22 protein-coding genes are annotated in these 20,605 nt (G+C 65.9%); 13 read left to right on the top strand and 9 right to left on the bottom strand.

Annotation, left to right across the window (positions count from 1 at the left end; all coding sequences use genetic code 11):
- Positions 1-98: 98 nt before the first annotated feature.
- The 6 genes from purF to BKX93_RS03420 form a co-directional block, all read right to left on the bottom strand.
- On the bottom strand, positions 99-1,625 hold the full coding sequence (gene purF, locus BKX93_RS03395; protein WP_046156917.1) for an amidophosphoribosyltransferase: 1,527 nt from the start codon (positions 1,623-1,625) through the stop codon (positions 99-101).
- Positions 1,626-1,723: 98 nt separating this feature from the next.
- A complete protein-coding gene (locus tag BKX93_RS03400) occupies positions 1,724-2,242 on the bottom strand; it encodes a CvpA family protein (protein WP_046156916.1) in 519 nt (172 codons plus the stop codon).
- 5 nt (positions 2,243-2,247) lie between these two features.
- Positions 2,248-3,012, bottom strand: a complete 765-nt coding sequence (locus BKX93_RS03405; protein ID WP_070978731.1) for an SPOR domain-containing protein — start codon at positions 3,010-3,012, stop codon at positions 2,248-2,250.
- 7 nt (positions 3,013-3,019) lie between these two features.
- On the bottom strand, positions 3,020-4,288 hold the full coding sequence (gene folC, locus BKX93_RS03410; RefSeq protein WP_070978733.1) for a bifunctional tetrahydrofolate synthase/dihydrofolate synthase: 1,269 nt from the start codon (positions 4,286-4,288) through the stop codon (positions 3,020-3,022).
- Positions 4,285-4,743 carry a protein YgfX gene (locus BKX93_RS03415; protein ID WP_046156913.1) on the bottom strand — a complete coding sequence of 153 codons (459 nt, stop codon included), beginning with the start codon at positions 4,741-4,743 and terminating at the stop codon, positions 4,285-4,287. Before BKX93_RS03415 ends, folC begins: the two co-directional genes overlap by 4 nt.
- A gap of 5 nt (positions 4,744-4,748) precedes the next feature.
- Positions 4,749-5,105, bottom strand: a complete 357-nt coding sequence (locus BKX93_RS03420; protein WP_021475596.1) for a hypothetical protein — start codon at positions 5,103-5,105, stop codon at positions 4,749-4,751.
- A 133-nt stretch (positions 5,106-5,238) separates the two neighbouring features.
- On the opposite strand from BKX93_RS03420, the gene BKX93_RS03425 reads away from it, so the two are divergent.
- Both BKX93_RS03425 and BKX93_RS03430 read left to right on the top strand, forming a co-directional pair.
- The gene (locus BKX93_RS03425) at positions 5,239-7,152 is read left to right on the top strand and encodes an ATP-binding cassette domain-containing protein (RefSeq protein WP_070978735.1); all 1,914 of its coding nucleotides are present in this window, start codon (positions 5,239-5,241) and stop codon (positions 7,150-7,152) included.
- A gap of 156 nt (positions 7,153-7,308) precedes the next feature.
- Positions 7,309-8,106, top strand: a complete 798-nt coding sequence (locus BKX93_RS03430; RefSeq protein ID WP_145929245.1) for a substrate-binding periplasmic protein — start codon at positions 7,309-7,311, stop codon at positions 8,104-8,106.
- A 6-nt stretch (positions 8,107-8,112) separates the two neighbouring features.
- Here BKX93_RS03430 and BKX93_RS03435 read toward each other — a convergent pair whose 3' ends face one another.
- Positions 8,113-9,069 (bottom strand): substrate-binding domain-containing protein, encoded by a 957-nt coding sequence (locus BKX93_RS03435; protein ID WP_046156910.1) that lies wholly within the window; start codon positions 9,067-9,069, stop codon positions 8,113-8,115.
- Positions 9,070-9,435: 366 nt separating this feature from the next.
- On the opposite strand from BKX93_RS03435, the gene BKX93_RS03440 reads away from it, so the two are divergent.
- The 8 genes from BKX93_RS03440 (at position 9,436) to BKX93_RS03475 (ending at position 15,083) form a co-directional block, all read left to right on the top strand.
- Positions 9,436-9,999, top strand: a complete 564-nt coding sequence (locus BKX93_RS03440) for a C40 family peptidase (protein WP_235429266.1) — start codon at positions 9,436-9,438, stop codon at positions 9,997-9,999.
- A gap of 156 nt (positions 10,000-10,155) precedes the next feature.
- Positions 10,156-10,530 (top strand): COG4315 family predicted lipoprotein, encoded by a 375-nt coding sequence (locus tag BKX93_RS03445; RefSeq protein ID WP_046168333.1) that lies wholly within the window; start codon positions 10,156-10,158, stop codon positions 10,528-10,530.
- Positions 10,531-10,559: 29 nt separating this feature from the next.
- Positions 10,560-11,540, top strand: a complete 981-nt coding sequence (locus tag BKX93_RS03450; protein WP_046168332.1) for a YncE family protein — start codon at positions 10,560-10,562, stop codon at positions 11,538-11,540.
- 26 nt (positions 11,541-11,566) lie between these two features.
- Positions 11,567-12,037, top strand: a complete 471-nt coding sequence (locus BKX93_RS03455; RefSeq protein ID WP_268750417.1) for a sigma-70 family RNA polymerase sigma factor — start codon at positions 11,567-11,569, stop codon at positions 12,035-12,037.
- Positions 12,034-12,819, top strand: a complete 786-nt coding sequence (locus BKX93_RS03460) for an anti-sigma factor family protein (protein ID WP_046168331.1) — start codon at positions 12,034-12,036, stop codon at positions 12,817-12,819. Before BKX93_RS03455 ends, BKX93_RS03460 begins: the two co-directional genes overlap by 4 nt.
- A 160-nt stretch (positions 12,820-12,979) precedes the next feature.
- Entirely contained in the window at positions 12,980-13,810 is an 831-nt protein-coding gene (gene dapF, locus BKX93_RS03465) for a diaminopimelate epimerase (RefSeq protein WP_046168330.1), read from the top strand.
- A 56-nt stretch (positions 13,811-13,866) separates the two neighbouring features.
- Positions 13,867-14,517, top strand: a complete 651-nt coding sequence (locus BKX93_RS03470; RefSeq protein ID WP_046168329.1) for a DUF484 family protein — start codon at positions 13,867-13,869, stop codon at positions 14,515-14,517.
- On the top strand, positions 14,514-15,083 hold the full coding sequence (locus tag BKX93_RS03475; RefSeq protein WP_070978738.1) for a hypothetical protein: 570 nt from the start codon (positions 14,514-14,516) through the stop codon (positions 15,081-15,083). Before BKX93_RS03470 ends, BKX93_RS03475 begins: the two co-directional genes overlap by 4 nt.
- Positions 15,084-15,158: 75 nt before the next feature.
- On the opposite strand, the gene BKX93_RS03480 is transcribed toward BKX93_RS03475, so the two are convergent.
- Positions 15,159-16,100, bottom strand: coding sequence for a DMT family transporter (locus BKX93_RS03480; RefSeq protein ID WP_046168328.1), 942 nt, complete (start codon positions 16,098-16,100; stop codon positions 15,159-15,161).
- Positions 16,101-16,384: 284 nt separating this feature from the next.
- Here BKX93_RS03480 and moaA point away from each other — a divergent pair, with 284 nt between their 5' ends.
- Complete coding sequence (gene moaA, locus BKX93_RS03485) at positions 16,385-17,359, top strand: GTP 3',8-cyclase MoaA (protein WP_046168327.1); 975 nt, start codon at positions 16,385-16,387, stop codon at positions 17,357-17,359.
- A gap of 1 nt (position 17,360) precedes the next feature.
- Here moaA and mobB read toward each other — a convergent pair whose 3' ends face one another.
- Positions 17,361-17,855 carry a molybdopterin-guanine dinucleotide biosynthesis protein B gene (gene mobB, locus BKX93_RS03490; protein WP_046168326.1) on the bottom strand — a complete coding sequence of 165 codons (495 nt, stop codon included), beginning with the start codon at positions 17,853-17,855 and terminating at the stop codon, positions 17,361-17,363.
- A 138-nt stretch (positions 17,856-17,993) separates the two neighbouring features.
- On the opposite strand from mobB, the gene BKX93_RS03495 reads away from it, so the two are divergent.
- Together BKX93_RS03495 and BKX93_RS03500 are read left to right on the top strand one after the other, a co-directional pair.
- Positions 17,994-19,889, top strand: coding sequence for a type IV pili methyl-accepting chemotaxis transducer N-terminal domain-containing protein (locus tag BKX93_RS03495; RefSeq protein ID WP_070978740.1), 1,896 nt, complete (start codon positions 17,994-17,996; stop codon positions 19,887-19,889).
- Positions 19,886-20,533 carry a response regulator gene (locus BKX93_RS03500; protein WP_046156899.1) on the top strand — a complete coding sequence of 216 codons (648 nt, stop codon included), beginning with the start codon at positions 19,886-19,888 and terminating at the stop codon, positions 20,531-20,533. Before BKX93_RS03495 ends, BKX93_RS03500 begins: the two co-directional genes overlap by 4 nt.
- Positions 20,534-20,605: the final 72 nt, after the last annotated feature.

Genomic DNA, 20,605 nt, shown 5'->3' on the forward strand with positions numbered 1-20,605 from the left:
CGCTCCATAAAGACAAAGAGGACGTCCCGATGCCGGAACGCCCTCTTTGGCGCAGAGCCGGCCTGGACTCTTCAAGATAGTCCAGGCCTAAAGGCTGATCAGATCAGATTCTGCTCCGCCACGTTCAGGTTGAGGTCTATCATCTGCTCGCTGCCGCCCTTGTCCTTCAAGTCCAGCCGCGCGCACTCGATGGCGTCGAGATACGCTTCGGTGATGTCGCCGGTGATGTATTGGCCGTCGAAGCAGGAGCTCTCGAACAGGCCCAGCTCGCGGTTGACGCTGCGCACCGCGTCTTGCAGCGCGTCCAGATCCTGGTAAATCACCACGTCGGCGCCGATTTCGCGCGCGATCTCCGCCTCGTCGCGGCCGGTGGCCAGCAACTCGGCCCGGGTGGGCATGTCGATGCCGTAGACATTGGGGAAACGCACCGCCGGCGCGGCGGAGGCGAAATAAACCTTCTTGGCGCCGGAGTCGCGCGCCATCTGCACGATTTCCTTGGACGTGGTGCCGCGGACGATGGAGTCGTCCACCAGCAGCACATTGCGGCCGGAAAACTCCAGCGGCACCGGGTTCAGCTTCTGGCGCACCGATTTCTTGCGCACCGCCTGTCCCGGCATGATGAAGGTGCGGCCGATATAGCGGTTCTTGATGAAGCCCTCGCGGTACGGCAACCCCATCGCATTGGCCAGCTGCAGCGCGCTCTGACGGCTGGAATCGGGAATCGGGATCACCACGTCGATGTCCAATTCAGGCAGATCGCGGCGGATCTTCTCAGCCAGCATCTCGCCCATGTTCAGGCGAGACTGGTAGACCGACACGCCATCGATCACCGAATCCGGACGGGCGAAATACACGTATTCAAACAGGCAGGGCGCGAGGCGGGTGTTCTCGGCGCAGATCTGGCTGTGCATGTCGCCGTCGAAGGTCACGTATACGCACTCGCCCGGCTGCACGTCGCGCAGCAGCTTGAAACCGGAACAATCCAGCGCCACCGACTCCGACGCGAACATGTACTCGGTCTTGCCGTCGGTCTCGGTGCAGCCCATCACCAGCGGACGGATGCCGTTGGGGTCGCGGAAAGCCACCAGACCGAAGCCGGCGATCATCGCCACCACCGCGTAGGCGCCCTTGACGCGGCGGTGCACGGCTTCCACCGCGCCGAACACAGCGTCCACCGTCAGCTCATGGCCCGTCACCCGTTGCGCCACTTCGTGGGCGAACACGTTCAACAGCACTTCAGAGTCGGAATTGGTGTTGATGTGCCGCAGATCGTTGCGGAACATGTCCGCCTTCAGCTCATCGGTATTGGTCAGGTTGCCGTTGTGCGCCAGCACGATGCCGAAAGGCGAGTTGACGTAGAACGGCTGGGCCTCCGCCAGGCAGGAAGCCGAGCCAGCCGTCGGATAGCGCACATGGGCGATGCCGGCGTTGCCCAGCAGCGAACGCATGTTGCGGGTGCGGAACACGTCGCGCACCATACCGCTGCCCTTGTGCATGTGAAAGGTCTTGCTATTGGCGGTAACGATACCGGCCGCGTCCTGTCCGCGGTGTTGCAGCACCTGCAAACCGTCGTACAGCAGCTGATTGACCGGCGATTGACCGACCACGCCTAGAATTCCACACATCTTTAATGCCCTCTATCCCAACTTGCTGAAAAGGAAAAGCCCAAAAGAAAGAGGCGGAATCTTGAAGTAAAGATATCAAGATATTCCGCCTCTCTCGCCTAACTGTCCGGCGGCAGGCCGCCGGGCGAGTCGTAGTGCAAATTGTCCGCCATCGTTGGCGGCAACCATGGCCTCAATGACAAGGCCAGAGATTCGAATGGAGCCGCGAGCACCGCGTTCCTCCACATAGGCTTCTGCGGCAGATTGCTCAATCCGCCCAACAGCACCAGCGCCGTCACCAGCACCATGCCCCGCGCCAGGCCGAACATGCCGCCCAGCAGCCGGTTGACCGCGCCCAGGCCTATGCTGTCGATCAGTCCGGTTAGCGTCACACGCAGCAAGGCGGTGGCCAGCCACACCAGGAAAAAGACCAGCACAAAGCCCGCCACCATGCGCAAACCCTCGCTCTGCAGGCTGGCCGGCAGGAAGGCCATCGCCAGCGGCGAAAACTGCTTCGCGCACCAGAAGGCGATCAGCCACGAGCCCAGCGACAGCACCTCGGCGATCAGACCGCGCATCAGGGCCATCAGCACCGATCCGGCGATGATGGCTATTGCGATATAGTCGAACACGGTCATGGCGGCTACTTGTTGATGATGATGCCGTTGATGCCGGACTTGGCCAGCTTCTGCAGCGCGGCCTGCGCCTCAGCCTGGCTGGCGAACGGACCGACGCGGACGCGGGTCACTTCGCCCTTGCTGGTTTCCACCTTGGAAAAGTGGGCGGTCACGCCGATGGCGGAGAGCTTGCCGCGCAACGCGTCCACCTTGGCCGGATCGGACAGCGCCGCCAGCTGGATCACTGACTTGCCATGGGCCGGTTCAGCCTTGGCCTGATGGCTGTCCGGATCGACGCGGCCTTCCAGGATGGCCGCCGGATCGGCCTTGCGCGGCTTCTCGGCTTTGGGCTCTTCCTTGCGTTTTTCCGGTTTGGGCTCAGGCTTGGGTTTCGGTTCGGGCTTGGGTTCCGGTTTCGGCGCGGCTTCCGCCACGGCCGGAGCCGGCTTCGCGGCTGGCTTGGCGGTTTCCGCCGGCGGCGGCGCGATGACGGAAGACAGGTTGGCCGGCAGCTCGGTGGCGTTGCCTGGCGCGGGCGCTGGAACGGCGGCGTCCGCCAACGCCTGCGACGCGGCGGGCTTCGCGGCCGCGGCGGGCGCGGAAGCAGCCACCGGCGCAGACGCGCCGCCCATGATCTCGATGGACTCGGGCTTCATCTGCTGTTCCGGCAGATGGCCCACCACGTTCCACAAAACGACGGTGGCGATGGAAACCAGCACCACCGCGCCCACCAGGCGGCGGCGGGCGCGCTTTCTCAGCAATATCAGTTCATCGTGGCTGGACAGTGCCATGCATTCCTCAAACCGGGTGTTGCCGGGCCGCTTCCACTTCCGCTACGGTGTGGAATGATCCGAAAACGACGATTCTATCATTGTCGCCGGCCCGCGATAAGGCTGCCGACCACGCTTGGGCGACTGTATCGAAAGCCGACACCGACGCGACGCCGGCATTTTTCAGCGCCGCGGCGATGGCTTCGCCGCTCTGTCCGCGCGGCATCTCCAGCCCGGCGGCCAGCCAGTGGTCGAATTCGCCCTTCGCCAGCTCAACCACCGCCGCCATGTCCTTGTCCGCCAGCATCGAGAACACCGCGTAGCGGTTCTCCGCGTACGGCAGCTGCTTGAGCGCGGCCACCATCGCCTTTACCGCATGCGGGTTGTGTCCGACATCCAGCACCACCGCCGGGCGGCCCGGCAGCACCTGGAAGCGGCCCGGCCACTCCACCTCCACCAGACCCTGCTTGATCGCGCCTATGCCAACCGGCAGCTTGTCGCGGATCGCCTCCAGCACGGCCAGGGCGCCGCAGGCGTTGACCATCTGGTAAGCGCCGCGCAGCGCCGGGATGGGCAGCGCGTGGCGGGCATGGTCGCCGCAGCGGAACGACCACTGGTTGTCCATCCGGGTGTAGCCGAAGTCGCGGCCGTACAGCTTCAGATCCGCGCCGATGGCTGCCGCGTGGTCCAGCAGCCGCTTGGGCGGCTCGGGGTCTACGCAGATCGCCGGCTTGCCGGCGCGATAGATGCCGGCCTTTTCGAAGCCGATGTCCTCGCGGTTGTCGCCCAGGATGGCCTGATGGTCCAGGTCCACGCTGACGACGACGGAGACGTCCGGCTCGAAGATGTTGACCGCGTCCAGCCTGCCGCCCAGCCCCACTTCCAGGATGATCACGTCCACCTTTTCGGCGACGAAGCTGTGCACCGCGGCCAGGGTGCCGAATTCGAAATAGGTCAGCGTGGTGTCGCCGCGCGCGGCGTCTATCGCCTCGAAGCTGGCGATGATGCGCTCGTCGCTGGCCGGCTTCAGATCGATGGCGATGCGCTCGTTGTAACGCAGGATGTGCGGCGAGGTATACGCGCCGACCTTGAAGCCGGCGGCGCGGAACATGCTGGACAGCATCGCGCAGGTGGAGCCCTTGCCGTTGGTGCCGGCCACCATGATCACCGGACAGGCGGGCTTGAGGCCCATCGCGTCGCGCACCCGGGACACGCGGGCCAGGCCCATGTCTATCGCCGCCGTGTGCAGGCTTTCCTGCCAGCTCAGCCAGTCGTCCAGCGTCTTTTTCATCGTCATCGGTGGGTTTCCGTCTCTTCTTCAGGCTGCGGCAGATGGAACCACAGCAGGTAAACTCTGAGCAGGCGGCGCGCTTCGGCGCCGGCCGAATCCGGCCACAGCATCACGCTGCGGCGCCTGCCGTCCTGCCTGGCGCTCAGCACCGTCAGCAGCGGCGTGACGAAGCAATCATCCTGCACCTCCGCCTCGCGCCGCTCGTCTCCGCGGCACAGGAACAAGCGGCCGCGCGGGTCGATTTCCAGCCGCTCCGGCGCGTCGCCCCGCAGCCATCCGTCGGCGCGCAGCGCGCGCCGCGCCAGCCAGGCGGCGGCCGGCACGCTGATCAGATAAGCCGCCGGCAGGTGCCAGGCCACGACGGCCGCGTAGCCGGCGAAAGCGGCCGACACCAAGGCCAGCCACCACCGCGACGGCCGCAGCGGCACCGAGAAGGGTTGCAGCGGCGGCCGTTCGCGCATGGGTTTTACAGCTCGCTGGCCGGGCTGTTGGTGATGTCGTCGTCGACGCTGTCCATCACCGTGGAGTGGATTTCCACGTCGAACCACTCCCAGAACGCCTTCAGCGACAAATCCTTGGGCCACAGGGCTTCGTCCTCGTCCCAGGACGCGAGTTCCATCTTGAACAGCTGTTCGCTGATCTCGTCGATATGGGCGACGCCCTCTTCCGGCTCGATGAACTCCGGCAGCAGGATGGCGGTGCAGTCGCTGCGCAGGCTGTCCAGCGACAGGTCGATCATGTCGGTGTCCGGCAGCTGGTTCAGCCAATCCAGGAACGGTTGCTTCGGTTTGATCACGGCAACGGCGCGGTCGACGAAATACATGGCGGGACCTTTCGGACAAATGTTGATTCGGCGCGCATTGTATCAGCCCCGAAGCCGCCAGGCGACCCGTCCGCCGGCAGGGCCATCGTGTTAAACTGGCCGGTATTTTCCCATCTAGCAAGACACACAGAACATGGCCCTGATTACCGTCGAGAAGGCGTGCCTCGCCTTCGGACACCACGCGCTGCTGGACAACGTAGACTTCGCCCTGGAACCGGGCGAGGCGGTCGGCCTGATCGGCCGCAACGGCGCGGGCAAGTCGTCGCTGCTGAAAGGCATCGCCGGCGCGGTGCAGCTGGACGACGGCCGCATCAACACCAAGGGCGACGTCAAGGTCGCCTACGTGCCGCAGGAACCGGAATTCAACCCCGAGCACACTGTCTTCGAGGCGGTGGCCGAGGGCCTGGGCGAATTGAAGGCGCTGCTGACCGACTATCACAAGGTCACCCAGCAGCTGACGCAGGCCGACGCCGACCACGAGCAGGCGCTGGCGCGGATGGAAACCATCCAGCACGAGCTCGAAGCCCGCGGCGGCTGGCAATTCGACGCGCTGATCTCGTCCACGCTGAGCCACCTGGACCTGGACGCCGACGCCCGCATCTCGGCGCTGTCCGGCGGCTGGAAAAAACGTGTGGCGCTGGCGCGCGCGCTTGCGTCCAAGCCGGACGTGCTGCTGCTGGACGAGCCGACCAACCACCTGGACGTTTCCGCCATCGAATGGCTGGAAAGCCTGATCAAAGGCTTCTCGGGCAGCGTGCTGCTGATCACCCATGACCGCCGCTTCCTCGACAACGTCGCCACCCGCATCATCGAACTCGACCGCGGCATCCTGCGCAGCTACCCGGGCAGCTTCTCCGCCTACCAGACCCGCAAGGCGGAAGAGCTGGCCATCGAAGAAGAGCAGAATCGCGTGTTCGATAAATTCCACGCTCAGGAAGAAGTGTGGATCCGCAAGGGCATCGAGGCGCGCCGCACCCGCAACGAAGGCCGCGTGCGCCGGCTGGAGGCCATCCGCCGCGAGCGGTCCGCCCGCCGCGAGCGCGTCGGCAAGGTGAACTTCCAATTGGACGCCGGCGAGCGCTCCGGCAAGCTGGTGGCCGAGCTGGAACACGTCGGCAAGGGCTTCGGCGGCAAGCAGCTGATCCGCGGCTTCACCAGCCGCATCCTGCGCGGCGACAAGATCGGCCTGATCGGGCCCAACGGCGCCGGCAAAACCACGCTGCTCAAACTGATCCTGGGCGAGCTCGAACCCGACTCCGGCTCGGTCAAGCAAGGCACCAAGCTGGAAATCGCCTACTTCGACCAGTTCCGCGAGCAGCTGGACGAGGAAATGAGCGTGGCCGACGTGATCAGCCAAGGCAACGACTTCGTCGAAATCGGCGGCGTGAAGAAACACGTGATGAGCTATCTGGAAGACTTCCTGTTCTCGCCGCAGCGCGCCAGGAGCCCGGTGCGCTCGCTGTCCGGCGGCGAACGCAACCGCCTGCTGCTGGCCCGCTTGTTCACCCGCCCGGCCAATGTGCTGGTGCTGGACGAGCCGACCAACGACCTCGACATCGACACGCTGGAATTGCTGGAAGACGTGATCGCCCAGTATTCGGGCACCGTGTTTCTGGTCAGCCACGACCGCGCCTTCCTCGACAACGTGGTCACCCAGGTGATCGCCTTCGAGGGCGAAGGCCGGCTGGAAGAGTATCCGGGCGGCTACCAGGACTGGCTGGACGCCAAGAAACGCATGGCCGAGCTCACTACCGCCGAAAAGGCCAAGGAAAGCGCTCAGACCGCCGCGCCCGCGCGCCAGGACAAGCCCAAGGCCGCGCGCAACAAGCTGTCCTACAACGAAACCCGCGAGCTGGCGGCGTTGCCGGACCAGATCGGCGCGCTGGAGACGGAGCAGGCCGAGCTGAACCAGCGCCTGCTTGATCCCAACTGCTACCGCGACACGCCCAAGGAGGCCATCGCCTGGCAACAGCGCATTGAGGAAATCGACGAGCTGCTGCTGGAAAAGCTGGCCCGCTGGGAAGACCTGGAGCAACGCGGCCGCTGAGTCTCCGCTCCGCTGCGCCGGGCGGCGCTTTGCCGCCCGGCCGCGAATGGGCTACACCGGAAGGAGCAGAGGCGACGCCCGGACTCCATCCAGCCTCTCCAAGCCGCGCTGCGGCCTGCGTCGCCAGGACCCAACCAGACACGGGGCGGAGGACATGTGGCGCCACTCGAGAGCCGAAAACCGCGGCATGGGCAAGGCTGGCGGCTCGCGGCCGCGCTGGCGATGCTTGCCGGCGCCGCCCAGGGCGCGCCGCTCGCCTGCGCTTCCGACGTGGACTTCCCGCCCTATGTATTCACCTCCTCGTCCGGCTTCGCCGGCGGCGCCCAGGACACCGGGCTCGCCATCAACGTGCTGCAGCGCGCGCTGAGGCGCACCGGGCGCGAGCCGGCGGTCATCGAAAGATTGCCGTGGAAGCGTTGCCGCGAAATGGTCGCCCACGGCCAGATCGACATCGCCATCGACGTTCCCTCCCGCGAGCTAGACGAGAAACGCTTCCTGGCCACCGACGCCTACGCCGAAGTCCATCACCTGTATTTCTATTCCGCCAGAAAGCACCCGAAGGGCGCGCCGCTGCGCGCGCTGTCCGATCTCAAGCGCTATACCGTGTGCGGCCTGTTCGGCAACCGCCTGGACGCGTTCGGCATCGACCCCTCGCGCCAGGACATAGGCTCGAAAAACGAGCGCAGCGCGATCGCCAAGGTCACCGAAGGCCGCTGCGACGTCTTCATCGAAATACGCGAAGTGGTGGACAGCCTGTCGGAACGCGATGCGACGCTGCGCGACCTGTTCAACGGGCCGGCGCTCCGCCGCGCCGACCTGCCCGGCGACACGCCCACCGGCCTGCACTTCGAGCTCAGCCGCGCGTCGAAAGACGGCCGCGCGCTGCAGCAGTCGTTCAACGCCACCATCCGCGATCTGATCCGCAACAATGAAATGACCCGAATGATGCCGTGAGGCCGGTCACTTCAGCGGTTTGCCGAACACCGTTTTCGAGGCGACCGGCATCAGTTGGTCGACATTGCGGCGAGTGGCCACCAGGATGGGCACCAGGATTTCCTTGGCCGGCGGGCGGCCATGCAAATGCGAAACCAGCGCGCCGGCGGCGGAGCTGCCCATCAGATAAGGTTGCTGCATGCCGACGGCGACCAAGGCATCGCTCTTGAGCAGGCGGACCACGTCCGGCATCGCGTCGAAGGAGACCAGCAGCACCTGTTTTTCCTTGCCCGCCTCCCGTATCGCCCGCATCGCCCCGTCCACCGGCTGATCGGTTTCGATGAAGAAACCCCGCGCCATCGGATGCGCGGCCAGCATTTCCTTAACGTAGCGGTAAGTCTCCTCGGCGGAGTAATCCTTCATCTGCCTGAGCACGATCTCCCGCGGAAAGCCGGCGTCCTTCATCGCGTCGCGGAATCCATTGGTGCGGTCCTGGCCGTTCTTCCTGGACAATTCGATGGTGACCATGCCGTAAGCGCCGCCGCTCCAGTTTCGCGCCTTAAGCGCCTTAGCCAACTCCGCCCCCACATCGTATGCGCCGCGGTAGTTGTCCGATTTGACGAAGCTGACGTAATCGCCGCCGCTGGCGCCGATATCGGCGATGGCGACCGGAATGCCGGCCCGCCGGGCCAGGGTGAGCGCCTCCTCGGCCGATTTGCTGTTGGTCGGAGAAATCACGATCCCCGCGACATGGCGATCGATCGCCTGGCGGACATTGTTCAGCTGCATTTCCGCGTTGAGCTTGCTGTCCAGCTCCGAAAACGCGTAGCCATTCTCCTCCGCCACCGCCTTCACGCCCTTGCCGACCGTGTTCCAGAACGGCAGATCCGCCTTGGCGGTGATGTAGGCGATTTCAGCGGACAGGGCATGAAGCGGGACCAGCCCGATGAGGATCGCCAATGCCCGCGGCAACGCGCGGCGCATCAGCGACGCGATCCTCAAAACGATTGTGGAGACCGTTACAATATTCACGGCGCATCCCCCTCGGAAAGATGTCGAATCGAGCTTCCATTTTAGCCGGGCAGGCGCGATATCCATGGAAAATCACGGGCGTCCGCATGCCGGCGCGGCCCACCCGAGCGCCATTCACCCCGCATCGTCCATCCGCCCGCCATAGCCCGATCCGCTCCCGCATTTACAGTGGAGCCGGGGCCGGCGTCCCTGCTCGCGCTATACTGCCCCCAAAGCAGCCTTCCCGCGCAAAGCGCGGGAGCCAGACGAATCGCCGCGGCGCGCGATGCGAGGGGGACAGCCCCTCCGCGGCATGGAAAGACAGGAGTCCACGCGACAATGGAAGACACCCAGCTGAATGACGGCGGCGCCGGCCGCCGCCGCCTGCTTCAAGGCGCTGCGCTGGCAGGCCTGGCGGCCCTGCTCGCCGCCTGCGGCACCACGCCGGTGAAGACCAGCCAGCAGCGCCCGCGCCCGGGCAAGCCGGGCGGCGACACCTCGCTGTCCAACATCACCGCCGACGGCAACGGCCGCGAGATTCTGCTGTACACGATAGGCCTGCTGGACGGCGGCTATCAGTTCGGCGGCAGCAATCCGGAAGCGGGGCTCGATTGCAGCGGCATGGTCAGCTACATCTACCAGAACGCCGTCGGCATCCGCCTGCCGCACAACGCCGCGCAAATCGCCGGCATCGCGCGGCCGATATCCGACAGCCAAATGCAGGTCGGCGACCTGGTGTTCTTCAACACCATGAACCGGCCGTTCTCACACATGGGCATCTTCATCGGCGACGGCAAGTTCGTCCACGCCCCGCGCACCAACAGCACCATACGCGTCGCGCGGCTGGACAACGTCTACTTCGCGCCGCGCTACCAGGGCGCGCGCACCGTGCTGCGCGCCTGATTTCCGGGCCGCCTCCCGGCGGCCCCGCCATCCCTCCAGCTCTCCCCATCAAAAAAATTTCTCCTTGCCGGGAATAATCGGCGGCATCCCTGCGTATACCCCTTGCAAGCGCGGACCAAGCGTCCCGCTTTCCTACCACACGACCAGGAGCCATCGATGAAACGCACCCTGTTGCTAGGCGGCATGCTCGCCGCGCTCGCCGCCGCGCAGATCCAGGCCGCGCCGTCCCCGATATCAACCCGCGAAGGCGCGCTGACCGACCCCGCCGGCATGACGCTCTATGTTTTCGCGAAAGATCAGGCCGGAAACGGCCGCAGCGCCTGCAATGGCCCCTGCGCGGCATTATGGCCGCCACTGGCCGCCAAAGCGGACGACCAGCCCGAAGGCGAACTGGGCCTGATTGACCGCGACGACGGCTCGCGGCAATGGTCGTGGCGCGGCAAGCCGCTCTACCGTTTCTCTCAGGACCAAGCGCCCGGCGAACGCAAAGGCGACAACTTCAAGCAACTCTGGCAAGTGGCCCGGCCCTGACCCCCTCTGAACAAACCAGGAAAACCAGCATGCGAAAAACCGCCTTCCTTTTGGCCGCCTCCGCGCTGTGGGCGCTTGCGCAAATCTCCGCCGCCGCCCAGGCTTTCGATCCGGACATCCGCAACAACACGCTGGCGGTCAGCCCCGATGAAAGCCTGGCGATAGCCGGCAATAGCCAGACGGCCGAGCTGAAGGTATACGACCTGGCGCAAGGACGGCTCAAAGCCGCGCTGTCCGGCTTCATCACCCCCCGCAACATCGTGTTCGCGCCGGATGGCCGCCGCTTCTATGTCACCGACAGCAGCAAAGGCCTGCTGGAGCGATGGAATGCCGGCACATTGACGCTGGAGGCCAGCCTGGCTCTGGGTCCCGGCGCCTTCGGCAGCGCCATCGACCGCCAGGGCGCCCGCCTCTATGTCAACAATCAGGCATCCAATACCGTCAGCGTGGTGGACTTGAACGCCTGGCGGGTCAGCAAGGTGATCACCGGTTTTTCCGGCCCGCGCCAGGGCGTCAAGCTGTCGCCGGACGGCGCCGACCTCTACGTCACCAACTTCCGCAGCGACAAGCTGAGCGTGGTGGATACCTCGTCCCTGTCCGTGCTCCGGGAAATCGGCGGCTTCAACAAGATACGCGCGATTTCGGTGTCCGCCGACGGCGGCACGCTGTACGCGGCCAACAGCGGCGACGACACCCTGGCCAGGGTGGATACCCGGTCCGGCAAGATCACAGCCACCGTCGCCGTGGGCCGCGAGCCCTACGGCGCCGCGCTGCGCCCCGACGGGAAAGTCCTGTACTCTGGCAATTTGAAGAGCGATTCGCTCACCGAGGTCGCCTTGCCGGCATTCCGGCCGGCCGCGCAGATCGGCGGCTTGTCCGGCCCGCGCCAAGCCATCTCCTTCAGCAAGGACAGCCGCAAGGCCTGGGTGCTGAACGAGGACTTGAGCGTAGCGGAGCTCGACTTGGCGACGCGCCGTATCACCAGGGAGCTCAAGCCATCGGCGAATTAGAACCGGAGCGGCAGTTTCATCGACTGCTGCTGGACAACCTCGCCCGGCTGCGCCGCTATGCCCGCGTGCTGGAGCGGAACGCGGCGCACGCCGACGATCTGGTCCAGGACACGCTGGAATCGGCCTGGCGCAACTGGCGGCAATGGCGGCCAGGCTCGGACATCCGCCCCTGGCTGTTCGGCATCATGCACAACCGGCACGTGGACCACGTCCGGCGAAACCGCCCGCCTTGCGAGCTGTCCGGCGAAGAGTGGACGCAACTGGCCGTCCCGCCCGCCCATGAGCGGGAGCTCCGGCTGCGCGACCTCGACCGCGCCATCTCGCGGCTGCCCGAGGAGCAAAGAGAGGTCCTGCTCCTGGTGGTGGTGGAAGAGATGCGCTACCAGGATGCGGCCAAAACGCTGGGACTGGCGGTGGGCACCGTGATGTCGCGCCTGCACCGGGGACGGGAGCGACTGCGGCAATTGATGGTTGAATATGGAGGCGCAGAGCCATGACCGAACCGAACGAGGAAACGCTGCAAGCCTATCTCGACGGCGAATTGCCTCCGCGACAGGCGGCGGAACTGGAAGCCTGGCTGGAGAAGCATCCCGACGCCGCCCAGCGGCTGGATCAATGGCGCGGCCAGGACGACGCGCTGCGCGAGCTGTGGGCGCTGCCTGAGCGTGAGCCCATGCCCAGCCGGCTGCTGGCCGCGGCCAGGCCGCCCGCCAGGCGCTTCACTCCGCCGTGGCTGAGCCAGGCCATGGCCGCCGGGCTGGTGTTCGCGCTGGGCCTGGGCGGCGGCTGGTACGGACGGCAAGCCTATCAGACCGAACCCGCCGCGCCAGCCGCAAGCCTGGCGATGGATAGCCTGCCGCGCCAGGCCGCGATGGCGCATGTGGTCTACAGTCCCGACATCCAGCGCCCGGTCGAGATCGGCGCGGACCAGGAGACGCAGATGGTCGCCTGGCTTTCGCGCCGCATGCGCAGCCCGATCACGCCCCCGCGGCTGGCCGAGGCCGGCTATGAGCTGATAGGCGGGCGCCTGCTGCCCGGCGAACAAGGCCCGGTGGCCCAGCTGATGTACCACGACGCCTCCGGGCAACGGGTGACGCTCTATGTGGCCAACGGCGCCCGGCCGCAAGCGGAGCAAGGCTTCCATTTCGCCAGCCAGGGGCCAGTCAACGTCTATTACTGGTGGGAACGCGGCCGCGGCTACGCCTTGTCGGCCGGCATGCCGCGCGGCAAATTGGCCGAGTTGGCGGCGCTGGCGCAACGGCAGCTGGCGGGCGGCTGAGCCGCTGGCAAAGCCCCGGGCTTGGGCGCGCCGACGCAGGCCGCGACAAGCCGGCGTAACGCAACGTCAGGAAGGAGGCCAGCCGCGCGGCCGGACCGATGTATCTCGCGCCCGGCTGTGCTAAGCTGGCCCATCCACAATGCATCGCCACGCGACACCGATGAAACTGAAATTCAGCAAGATGCACGGCCTCGGCAACGACTTCATGGTCATCGACGGCGTGCGCCAAACCGTGTCCCTCGCCCCGGAGCAGATCCGCCTGCTCGGCAACCGCCAGTTGGGCATCGGCTTCGATCAGCTGCTGCTGGTGGAGCCGGCGCGAGAAGCGGGCCACGACTTCCGCTACCGCATCTTCAACAACGACGGCGGCGAGGTCGAGCAATGCGGCAACGGCGCGCGCTGTTTCGCCAAGTTCGTCCGCGACCAGGGGCTGACCGGCAAGAGCCGGATCGAAGTGGAAACCGCGCGCGGCGTGATATCCCCGGAGTACCTGGGCGACGGCCTGGCCCGCGTCGACATGGGCGTGCCGCGCTTCTCGCCCGCCGACCTTCCCTTCCTGGCCGACGCCGAAGCCTTGACCTACGCCTTGCCGCTGGCCGGCGGTGCCTACGAGATCGGCATCGCGTCGATGGGCAATCCGCACGCGGTGCAATTGGTGGATGACGTGGACGCCGCGCCGGTGGCCGAGATCGGCCCGCGCATCGAGAGCCATCCCGCCTTCCCGCAACGGGTGAACGCCGGCTTCATGCAGATCGTCAACCGCGGCGAAATCCGCCTGCGCGTCTACGAGCGCGGCGCCGGCGAAACGCTGGCCTGCGGCACCGGTGCCTGCGCGGCGGTGGCCTGCGGCATCCGCTGGGGCCTGCTGGACGCCCGCGTCACCGTGCACGCGCGCGGCGGCGACATCGTGATCGAGTGGGCCGGCGAAAGCAGCCCGGTGATCATGACCGGCCCGGCCGTCACCGTTTTCCAGGGCGAAATCGAACTTTAACCCCCGCAGCCACACCAACCCATTTCCGCATCCCGATTAAGGAAAGGACAAGGCAGATGCACAGCGAACAAGTCCTGGCGTTTCTCGACGAGCATCCCGACTTCCTGCAGCAGCACGCCGCGCGCTACAACCTGCAGGCCGCGCCGCAGAACGGCGAGCGCGTGATCTCCTTCGTCGAGCGCCAGATGCTGGAGCTGAAGGACCAGAACCGCCAGCTGGAGGCTCAGCTGCAGCAGCTGATCGAGCGCGGCCAGGACAACGACCGCCTGCTGGCCAGGCTGCACCGCCTGACGCTGGCCCTGCTGGCCGCGCGCGGCCCCGGCGAGCTGATCGCCGAGCTGAAAGGCAGCCTGCGCCAGGAATTCCAGCTGGACCGCGCCGCGTTGAAACTGTGGCACCCCGCCGCGGAGAAGGACGCCGAGCATTACAACGCCCGCAGCGAAGTGCAGGGCCTGGCCCGCAATCTGGTCGCGCCGTATTGCGGCCCCTACGTCAACGACGAGGTGCTGAGCTGGTTCCCCGCCACGCCGGTGCTGCAGTCTTTCGCCCAGGTGGCGCTGAAGGACGCCGGCGGCCAGCCCTTCGGCATCCTGGTGCTGGCCAGCGACGATTCCCAGCGTTTCACCTTCGACATGCACACCCAGTACCTGGCCCAGATCGGCGAGCTGCTATCCGCCGCGCTGCTGTCGGCGCTGGAGGCTGCATGACGGCAACGCCTGTCGGAATCCTGCTGCTGCTCGTCCTCATCCTGTTTTCGCTGCACATGGCCTGGCGGCTGGTCCGCAGCCGCGACGGCACCGCCGTCGCCTGTTTCATGGCCGCCTACCTGATACTGGCGGCACTGCTGGACCACCATCCGGAGCCTGTGTCGATCGAACCTCTGGTATTGCCGCTGTTCTACCCCTACGCCTGGCTGGGCATCGCCGCCGCGATGTGGGCGGCGGTCCACATGCGAGTGAACCGGCGCGCGATGCGCTTCCCAGGCCGCGACCTGCGGCTGGCCGCGCTGTGCGCCAGCCAGCTGGCGCTGCACCTCGGCGTGCTGGCGCTGTCGCCGTGGCTGGAGTGGCGGCCGATGGCCGCCTATGTGCTGGTGTCGCCGCTGGTCGCCGTCATCAGCTATCTCGCCTACCGCCTGCAATTGATGGAAATGCGCCGACGCGCCGACTGCGAGACGTCCTGGGTCTTCTGGGGCGGGCTGTGCCTGATCCTGCCGGTCGCGCTGGCCTGGCTGACGGTGCGCGTGATGCCGCTGCTGCTGTACCTGACCTAGCCCGACCGGCTATTCGGCCATGAAAAAGGCGGCGCTGAAAAGCGCCGCCTTTTTCATTTTGGCCAGGCTGCCGGATCAGGACTCCTTCGCCCTCAGCGCCGCGCCGGCAAGCTCCCGCGCGGCTCCGCGGCTCAGGGAGCTGAGCGCGATGCCGCCGAAAATCGCCGCCAGGCCGGCGGCGTGATACCAATGCAGCTCTTCGCCCAGCAGCGCAATCGATTGCATCGCGCCGAAAGCCGGCATCAGGTACAGGAAAGCGGCCGCCTTGGCGGTGCCCACCATCGCGATGGCGCGGTTGTACAGCAGATAAGCCACCACGGAAGGCAGCGCGCCCAGATACAGCAAACTGGCTGCTGCGCCGGCGTCCAGCGTCGGCAGGCCGCGCGACGACAGCTCACCCAGGAACAAGGGCAGCAGCACCGCCTCGCCCACCAGCAGCAGCGCGGCCATCTGCACCATGGGATCGATGCCCGGCTTCAGCTTGCGCAGGCCCAGCGTGTAGATGGCCCAGCTCAGGCCGCCGGCCAGCACGAACAGGTCGCCGCCGCTGAAATGAAAGCCGCCGATCTCCAGCAGATTGCCCTTCAGCACGATCAGCAGCGCGCCGCACAGCGCCAGCGTCATGCCCATCCACTGCCGGCTGCTCAAGCGCTGGCGGAAATACAGCGAGCCCAGCAGCAGCACCATCACCGGCGTCGCGCTGTTGAGGATCACCGCGTTAGTGGCGGTGGTGGTCTGCACCGCCCAGTAGACGAAGGTATTGGTCAGGCCGATGCCGAACAGGCCCAGGACAAGCAGCAACGGCCATTGCGCGCGCAGCTTGCTCCAGTTGCGGCCCAGCCTGGGCAGGGCGAACGGCAACACGCAGGCCAGGGCGATGCCCCAGCGGGCGAAAGCCAGCGTGAACGGCCCCAGCTGCGTGTGCAGCGCGCGGGCGATGACGAAGTTGGTGGACCACATCAGCATGGTCAGCACCAGCAGGATGTAAGCGTTGCGTTGGGAATGAATGGCGGGCATGGCGACGAATGTAAATAATTTGTGCCATTTTACAATAATTCAAAGACGTATTATTTCAATAAATAATCAAATAATGAAATCTTTTACATATTAAAAAATCATGGCCGGAAGAAAAGTTCAAGAAAGAACAAAATCGCGCAAACTACGTTCGCCAGAGCCAAATCAAGCCAACACACGCCCCCTACGACTAAATAGCTAGACCGCCTCCCACCTCTAGGCAACTGCCTCGCGGCGCTTTCCCGCATACAATTTCCACCATATCGGCAGTCCCCTAAGGATGCACCATGTTGTCCGACCGCTTCGGCCGCGCCATCGATTATCTGCGGCTTTCCGTCACCGACCGCTGCGACCTGCGCTGCAGCTATTGCCTGCCCAAGGGTTTCAAAGGCTTCGAAGAGCCCGCGCACTGGCTCCGTTTCGACGAGATAGAACGCGTCGCCGCCGCCTTCGTCCGCCTGGGCACGCGCCGCATCCGTCTGACCGGCGGCGAGCCGCTGCTGCGCCGCGATCTGCCCTTGCTGGCCGGCAGGCTATCCGCCCTGCCCGGGCTCTCCGATCTCTCGCTGTCCACCAACGCCACCCAGTTGGAACGCCATGCCGAGGGCCTCCGCCGCGCCGGCGTGAGCCGGCTCAATGTCAGCCTGGATTCGTTGCGCCGCGACTGCGTGGCGCAGCTGACCGGCAGCGACAGCCTGCCCAAGGCCCTGGCCGGCCTATCCGCCGCCAAGGCGGCGGGCTTCGAGAGAATCAAGATCAATATGGTGCCGATCGCCGGCGTCAACGACGGCGATATCGAAGCGATGGCGGAATTCTGCATCGAGCACGGCTTCATCCTGCGCCTGATCGAGGCGATGCCGATGGGCGACAGCGGCCGGGACACCCGCGGCAGCGAGCTGGCGCCGATACTGGAGCGGCTGAGCCGCCGCTTCAGCCTGTCCGAGCTCAGCGTCAGCCTGGGCGGCGGTCCCGCCCGCTATTGGGGATCGAGCGACGGCCGCTTCACATTGGGCCTGATCACGCCGATCAGCCAGCACTTCTGCGCCAGCTGCAACCGCTTGCGGATGTCTGTCGACGGCACGCTCTATCTATGTCTGGGCCAGGAGCAGCGCTTCGAGTTGCGGCCGCTGCTGCGGGCCGGCTGCAGCGACGCCGAGCTGGAAGCCGCCATCCGCGCCGCCATCGAGCTGAAGCCGGAAAAGCACGACTTCCGCGAAGCGCCGGCCAAGGTGATGCGCTTCATGTCGCAGACCGGCGGCTGAATCACCGCCTATCCGCCAGCCAGGCGGCAATGAAATGCGCCACCCCGTCCGCGTCGTTCAGATCCAGCACCGAAATGGCGGCCGACAGCGGCGCGTCGCTGGCCACCGCGATCACATCCCGGTCATCCAGATAGCGCGCCGGCTTGCCGAGCGCCGGCCGGTACACCTCCAGCTTGGGCACCGCCAGACTCTTCTGCCCCTCCAACAGCACCAGATCGCACGGCGACAGACGCGCCAGCTGCTCCTCCAGCGTCAGCTCGCGCGCGGTCTCGGCGAACACGCCCACCCGGTACGGCGACACGATCATCACCTCGCAGGCGCCGGCCTGGCGATGGCGAAAACTGTCCTTGCCGGGCGAATCCAGCTGCACGTCGTGGTGGCTGTGCTTGATCACCGACACCCTCAGCCCGCGCCGCGTCAACAAAGGCAGCAAGGCCTCCAGCAAAGTGGTCTTGCCGCTGCCCGAATAGCCGCATATGCCCAGTACCGCTTGCATGCATTCTCCTTTTGGCGGATTGTCTCGAACACCGATAAAAGCTATGTTAAAACAATCAATATTTAAACCATAACCGCGACTGCCTATTGTGCAGCCCGCCGCTGCAGTTCGCCATCCGCCAAAAGCAGAATCACGCCCATGCCCGACATCCGCCTCGCGCCCCCCCGCTTCCAGACCTTGGCCAGCAAATTGCTGGTGCTGTCGCTGCTGGCGCTCTCCATCGCGCTGGTCTCGATAGGCTACACGCTGGCCCTATCCTGGCGGCTGGAAGGCGGCGCCGCCGCGATCAACGACGTGGGCAGCCTGCGCATGCGCACTTTCCGCGCCGCCTACCTGCTGTCCACCCAGGCCCCCGACCGCCTGCTGCGCGACGAGATAGACGGCTTCGACCAGACGCTGGCCCGGCTGAAGCACGGCGATCCGGCCCGGCCGCTGTTCCTGCCCGACAACCGCGACATCCGCACCCAGGAACAACGCCTGGAGCAACGCTGGCGCAGCGACATCCGCCCGCGGCTGCTGGCCGCCGGCAGCCAGCCCACCACCCAGCAGCTGCACGCCTTCGTCGCCGAGATAGACAGCCTGGTCAGCCTGCTGGAGCGCGACAACGAAAACCACACCAATCTGCTGCGCATGTTCCAGATGGTGCTGATCGCGATGGCGCTGGCCGGCGCGGTGACCATGGCCTATATGCTGTTCCTGATGGTGATCAACCCGGTCCGCGCGCTCAGCGACGCGATGCGCCGCCTGCGCGAGGGCGAACTGGACACGCGGGTCAAGGTAGACCGGCAGGACGAATTCGGCATGCTGGCCGAAGGCTTCAACCAGATGGCCGAGCGGGCGCAAGACCTGTACCAGAACCTGGAAAGCAAGGTCCAGCAGAAAACCCGCGAGGTGGAAGAGCAAAACTTGCGGCTGAAAACGCTGTACGACATGACATCCTTCCTACACCAGCAGCGCGCGCTGGACGAAACCTGCCACGGCTTCATCGGCCGGCTGATGCAGCTGACCGGCGCCGACGCGGCCAACGCCAGGCTGGTGGACCCGGAGCGCGGCAAGCTGGATCAGATCGCCCAGCAGGGGCTGCCCGAGGACATGGTGCTGGTCGAGGAATGCATCCCCGACGACGCCTGCCACTGCGGCGAGGCCGCGCAGCAACCGTTCGCCGTGCTGCGCCATATCGGCGAGCTGGAAGGCGAGGACATCCGCCACTGCGGCAGGGCCGGCTTCGCCTCCATCGCCGTGTTCCACATCCGCAGCCAGCGCGAGGATGTCGGCATTTTCACGCTGTACTTCCGCCAGAAGCGCGTTTTGTCTATGCCGGAACAAATGCTGATCGAAACCCTGGGCCAGCATCTGGGCGTCGCCATAGAAAACCAGCGCCTGAGCGCGCGCGAGCGCCAGTTCGCCGTTTCCGAGGAGCGCAACCTGATGGCCCAGGGCCTGCACGACAGCATCGCCCAGTCGCTGTCCTTCCTCAATCTGCAGACGCAGATGCTGGAGGATGCGATGAATTCGCGCGAGGAGGAACTGGCCCGCGAGAACCTGGCGTTCATCCGCGCCGGCGTGCAGGAGTGCTACGAAGACGTCAGGGAACTACTGCTCAACTTCCGCACCCGCATCAGCCGCCAGGAATTCCCGGAAGCGGTGCGCACCCTGCTGCAGCGCTTCGAGCAGCAGACCCGGGTGCCGGTGGCGCTGGAAATGCGCGGCGAAGGCAAGCCGCTGGACCCGCAACAGCAGCTGCAGGTGTTCTTCATCCTGCAGGAAGCGCTGTCCAATATCCGCAAGCACGCCGAGGCCAGCGAGGTGGAAGTGGAAATCGACAACACCGCCAGCTTCAGCATGCGCATCCGCGACAACGGCCGCGGCTTCGATTCCGGCCAGCTGGCGGCGAAATCCGCGCGCCACGTCGGCGTGTCCATCATGCAAGAGCGGGCCAACCGCATACACAGCCAGATTCAGATCAGCTCCGCGCCGAAACAAGGCACCACGGTGGAGCTGACCCTGCCCAAAGAGGAGCGCACCAGCGCATGACACAAGCCATACGCATTTTACTGATCGACGACCACACGCTGTTCCGCAGCGGCCTGAAGGCGCTGCTGCAGCGCCAGGACGACTTTCTGGTGGTCGGCGAAGCCGCCGACGGGCTGGACGGCGTCAAGCAGGCCGAGCTGCTGCGGCCCGACGTGGTGCTGCTGGACCTGGACATGCCGGTGATGAACGGCCGCGAAGCGCTGGCGCAAATCCTGAGCGGCTGTCCCGACGCCGCGGTGCTGATGCTGACCGTGTCCGAGGACGGCGACGATCTGGCCGAATGCATGCGCGGCGGCGCCCGCGGCTACCTGCTGAAAAACATCAATGCCGATTTCCTGCTGGACAGCATTCGCCGCGCGGTGGACGGCGACAGCGTGCTGTCGCCGGAAATGACCGCCAAGCTGCTGGCCCGCCTGCGCCAGCCGGCGGCCAAGGCCAGCGAGGCCGACGCGCTGACCCCGCGCGAGCGGGAAACCCTGAGCTGGCTGGCCCGCGGCTCCAGCAACAAGGAAATCGCCCGCGCGCTGGATCTGGCCGAGAGCACGGTCAAGGTCCATGTGCAGAACATCCTGCGCAAGCTGTCGCTGAGCAGCCGGGTGCAAGCGGCGGTTTATGCCGTCGAGCATGGGCTGGATAAGGTCTGAGCGCGCCTCGCCAGGGTTGCTCGCTACCCTGGCGCGTCCCATTCCCATGCCGGCGCATGCGCCGACCGCAGC

The organism is Chromobacterium vaccinii (assembly GCF_001855275.1).
Taxonomy (GTDB): domain Bacteria; phylum Pseudomonadota; class Gammaproteobacteria; order Burkholderiales; family Chromobacteriaceae; genus Chromobacterium; species Chromobacterium vaccinii.